General features: G+C 69.5%; 3 protein-coding genes and 1 pseudogene. 1 reads left to right on the top strand and 3 read right to left on the bottom strand.

Features of this window, described 5'->3' with window-relative positions:
- Positions 1–125: pseudogene (gene paaB / locus ACESL7_RS14265) on the bottom strand (1,2-phenylacetyl-CoA epoxidase subunit PaaB); the annotation flags it as partial.
- A gap of 114 nt (positions 126–239) precedes the next feature.
- Positions 240–1,238 (bottom strand): 1,2-phenylacetyl-CoA epoxidase subunit PaaA, encoded by a 999-nt coding sequence (gene paaA, locus ACESL7_RS14270; RefSeq protein ID WP_372893967.1) that lies wholly within the window; start codon positions 1,236–1,238, stop codon positions 240–242.
- A 111-nt stretch (positions 1,239–1,349) separates the two neighbouring features.
- Between paaA and ACESL7_RS14275 the strand changes: the two genes are divergently transcribed.
- Positions 1,350–2,210 carry an SDR family oxidoreductase gene (locus ACESL7_RS14275; protein ID WP_372893968.1) on the top strand — a complete coding sequence of 287 codons (861 nt, stop codon included), beginning with the start codon at positions 1,350–1,352 and terminating at the stop codon, positions 2,208–2,210.
- A 62-nt stretch (positions 2,211–2,272) separates the two neighbouring features.
- Here the strand turns inward: ACESL7_RS14275 and dxs are convergent.
- Positions 2,273–3,680, bottom strand: a 1,408-nt coding sequence (gene dxs / locus ACESL7_RS14280; RefSeq protein WP_372893969.1) for a 1-deoxy-D-xylulose-5-phosphate synthase, incomplete at its 5' end; no start/stop codon positions are given.

Raw genomic sequence — 3,680 nt, forward strand, 5'->3', positions numbered from 1 at the left:
TAGACGTCGCGCGCCGCGTTCAGCGCCATGACCTCGTCCGTCGCGTGGAGGCTGCCGACGTGCTTGTGGCTCAGCCCGTTGCGGGGCCGGATGAACACTTCCCAGAGAGGTACTTCACCGCTCATCACGCCCACTCCTTCTTCTTGGATGGAAATATCCCGGGGGTCGCCATTGTCGCGCCATTGGTCCGAGAGACAATGGCGACGGGCAGCGCCCCCGCGGCTACGCCCGGACCTGAATCACTCCGCCGCGATCGGCGCCGCCGCTTCGGCCCGCTGCCGCCGCTTCTCGGCGTGCGCGAGGGCCGCCTCGCGGACCCAGGCGCCGTTTTCCCAGGCCGCCTTGCGATCCCTGACACGGTCGCGGTTCATCACGCCGCCGCCCTTCACCACGCGCCAGAACTCGTCCCAGTCGATGGGACCGAAGTCATAGCCACCCTTTTCCTCGTTCCACTTCAGGTCCGGGTCGGGCAGCGTCAGGCCGAGGTATTCCGCCTGCGGCACGGTGGCGTCCACGAATTTCTGGCGCAGCGCGTCGTTGGAGAAGCGCTTGATCTTCCATGCCATGCTCTGGTCGGAGTGCTGGCTCTCGGAGTCGTGCGGCCCGAACATCATCAGCACCGGCCACCACCAGCGATCGAGCGACTCCTGCACCATCTCGCGCTGGGCGTCGGTGCCCTGCGCCAGCGTCATGACGATCTCGTAGCCCTGGCGCTGGTGAAAGCTCTCTTCCTTGCAGACGCGGATCATCGCGCGGGCATAGGGCCCGTAGGAGCAGCGGCAGAGCGGGATCTGGTTCATGATCGCCGCGCCATCGACCAGCCAGCCGATGATGCCGATGTCGGCCCAGGTCAGCGTCGGATAGTTGAAGATCGAGGAATACTTGGCCTTGCCGGAGTGCAGCTCCTCGGTCATCTGCTCGCGGGAGACGCCCAGCGTCTCGGCCGCGGAATAGAGGTAGAGGCCATGCCCGCCCTCGTCCTGCACCTTGGCCAGCAGCGCCGCCTTGCGCTTGAGCGAGGGCGCGCGCGTGATCCAGTTGCCCTCGGGCAGCATGCCGACGATCTCGGAATGCGCATGCTGACCGATCTGCCGGACGAGCGTCTTGCGGTAGCCCTCCGGCATGGCGTCGTTGGGCTCGATCTTTTCCTCGGCGTCGATCCGCGTCTGGAACGCCTCGAGGAACTCGGGGCTTTCGCCGGTCTTGCCGTCCGCTCCGATCAGGCCTTGAGCGTACATCGCGCGCCTCCTCCCTAAATGCTTGTTGCAAGTATATGTTACGAAACGTGCTCGGCCAAGCGTTTTTTGTAACACTTGCGCCGTGACGCAATCATCTTCATGAAATTCCATATGGATCGCGTCCTCCTCTCCATCGGGCACGGCTACTCGGCCCGCGCGCTGGCCCGCCTGCTGAAACCGCAGGGCTGGCGAATCATCGGCACCACCCGCAGCGCGGAGAAGGCCGGGACGCTTGCCGCCGAAGGGGTGGAGCCCCTGATCTGGCCGGGCACGGAGATCGGCCCCGCGCTCGCGCAGGCGACCCATCTGCTCACCTCGGTCTCACCCGACCCCGAGGGCGATCCGGTGCTGCGACAGGCGGGCACGGCGATCGCCGCGGCGGCGCCGCGGCTCAGCTGGGCAGGCTACCTCTCGACCACCGGCGTCTATGGCGACCACCGGGGCGGCTGGGTGGACGAGACGACCCCGCTCACCCCATCGACGGAGCGCGGGCGCCGGCGTGTCGCGGCGGAAGAGGCCTGGGCGGCGGTGCCGGGCCTGCCGCTCCACGTCTTCCGCCTTGCCGGCATCTACGGTCCCGGGCGCAGCGCCTTCGACCGGCTGCGCGCCGGTACCGCCCGGCGGATCGTGAAGGAGGGGCAGGTCTTCAGCCGCATCCACGTCGAGGACATCGCGCAGGTGCTCGCCGCCGCCATGGCGCGGCCCGATCCGGGCGGGGTCTACAACCTCGCCGACGACGACCCCGCCCCGCCGCAGGACGTGATCGCCTGCGCCGCCGAGCTCCTGGGCGTGCCCGTGCCGCCCGAAATCCCCTTCGAGACGGCCGAGTTGTCGCCCATGGCGGCGAGCTTCTACTCCGAGTCGAAGCGCGTGCGGAACGACCGGATCAAGGAGGCGCTGGGTGTGCGCCTGCTCTATCCCGACTACCGCGCCGGGCTGGCCGCGATCCTCGCCGCGGAGCGCGCCGGCTGATCCCGGGCGCCAAGCGCCTTTCAAGGCGCTTGCAAGGGATTTCCAAATCCCTTGCCCGGCGCTCACGCCCGGCGGCCGGCCACCTGTGCCACGCCCATCAGCGACAGCACCTTGGCCTCGATGTGCTCAGCGTTCATCCCGGCCACCGCGTACATCTCCTCGGGCTTCGCCTGGTCGATGAAGATGTCGGGCAGCACCATGGAGCGATACTTCAGCCCGGTGTCGAAGACGCCCTCCTCGGCCAGAAGCTGCGCGACATGGCTGCCGAAGCCGCCGACCGCGCCCTCCTCCACGGTGATCAGCGCCTCGTGCTCCCGCGCGAGGGTCAGGATCAGGTCCCGATCCAGCGGCTTTGCAAAGCGCGCGTCGGCCACGGTCGGCGCGAGGCCGCGCGCTTCCAGCGACTCGGCGGCCTCCAGAACCTCCTTGAGGCGCGTGCCGAAGGACAGGATCGCCACGCGCCCGCCCTCGCGGATCATGCGGCCGCGGCCGATCTCCAGCGGCACGCCGCGCTCCGGCATCTCGACGCCCACGCCCTCGCCGCGCGGATAGCGGAAGGCGATGGGTCCCTCGTCATGCTGCACGGCGGTGGCGACCATGTGCACGAGCTCCGCCTCGTCGGCTGCGGCCATGACCGTGAAGCCCGGAAGATTGGACAGATAGGCCACGTCGTAGCTGCCCGCGTGCGTCGCGCCGTCGGCGCCCACCAGCCCCGCCCGGTCGATGGCGAAGCGCACCGGCAGGCGCTGGATCGCCACGTCGTGCACCACCTGGTCGTAGCCGCGCTGCAGGAAGGTCGAGTAGATCGCCGCGAAGGGCCGCATCCCCCCCGCCGCGAGCCCCGCGCAGAAGGTCACCCCGTGCTGCTCCGCGATGCCGACGTCGAAACAGCGCGACGGGAACCGCTCCGCGAAGAGGTCGAGGCCCGTGCCGTCCGGCATCGCCGCGGTGACGGCGCAGACGCGCGAGTCGCGGCTCGCCTCGTCGATCAGCGCGCGCGCGAAGACCTTGGTGTAGGCCGGCGCGTTGGACGCGGCTTTCTTCTGCTCGCCGGTGGCCACGTCGAACTTCGCCCGCGCGTGGCCGCGGTCCGGCGCGCTCTCGGCCGGGCGGTAACCCTTGCCCTTCTGCGTGATCGCGTGGATCAGCACGGGCCCGTCGGCGCGCGCCTTGACCGTGCGCAGGATCGGCAGCAGCTGGTCCATGTCGTGCCCGTCGATCGGGCCGATGTAGGAAAAGCCCAGCGCCTCGAAGAGCGTGCCGCCGACGGCCATCCCTTTCAGCAGGTCACGCGCCCGCTTCGCCCCCTCGCGGAAGGGCGGCGGCAGGAGGCTCACCGCCCCCTTGGCGGCATCCTTCAGGTCCTGGAACGGCGCCTCGGCGTAGAGCCGCGAGAGGTAGCGCGACATCGCCCCCACCGGCGGCGCGATGGACATCTCGTTGTCGTTGAGGATCACGATCAACCGCCGG

The sequence above is a fragment of the Rhodosalinus sp. genome (genome assembly GCF_041685465.1).
Taxonomy (GTDB): Bacteria; Pseudomonadota; Alphaproteobacteria; order Rhodobacterales; family Rhodobacteraceae; genus Rhodosalinus.